Genomic DNA, 757 nt, shown 5'->3' on the forward strand with positions numbered 1-757 from the left:
AACGAAGGCGTCCATCAGTGCCAAAAACCACTACTCCTTCTGAAAGTTTGTCAAGTGTTTCGCCTTGTATTTTAATGAGTGTATTGTAACGTCGTTCAAGATCAATTTTTTCTGTAAGATTTTCATAAAGCCAAGTGGTGCCTCCTTGAGGATGAGGATTGGAGATAACACGCACCGTGCGCCCATCTGGAAGATTCCAAATTTGTTGATTCGATTCTGTTTGCCGATAGGCTTTAAAAAGTTCTTCTTTCCACGCGCGCCAATCGGGATTTTCCGCAAGGAGTCCTTTTTCACGCAAGTGTTCAAGAAGCAATGTATGGCTTGGTTTACTTTCTAGAAAAGAACTCTCCAACGACCATAAAATTTTAAAAGCATGATTGCAGAATTTTAATTTTTGGTTTGTATAAAAAATGGCTACAGCTGTTGAGATTTGATCAAGTGTTTCACAATGGCTTTGAAGAACGTGCCTCAGTTCATTGGCAAGGTTTTCATATGCGCTGTCATCACGGGCAAAAGCTGCCATTCCTTCTTCTGTTGTAATCCGTGTGAGGTAAAAACAGTGCCGTTCTCCATCAATGACTGTATGAACGTGCTCTTGAAAAATCGTTTCTATTTCATCTGTTTTGGGTTGTGTTTTTTCATTAAAAAGATCATTGACTTCATTGTTATTTTCTCTAAAGCCTGTCATTTCTTTAAAGGCGCGATTGATAAAACAAACTGTCCCCTCACAATCTCTTATCCATACAGGTTCTTGAAT

General features: G+C 39.1%; 1 protein-coding gene. It reads right to left on the reverse strand.

The features are described 5' to 3' along the window. Nucleotides 1–757 (reverse strand): PAS-domain containing protein (locus tag J7R05_RS07365; protein ID WP_208541779.1); only part of this gene is annotated, 757 nt, incomplete at both ends.

This window comes from Bartonella capreoli (genome assembly GCF_902813205.1).
GTDB lineage: Bacteria > Pseudomonadota > Alphaproteobacteria > Rhizobiales > Rhizobiaceae > Bartonella > Bartonella schoenbuchensis.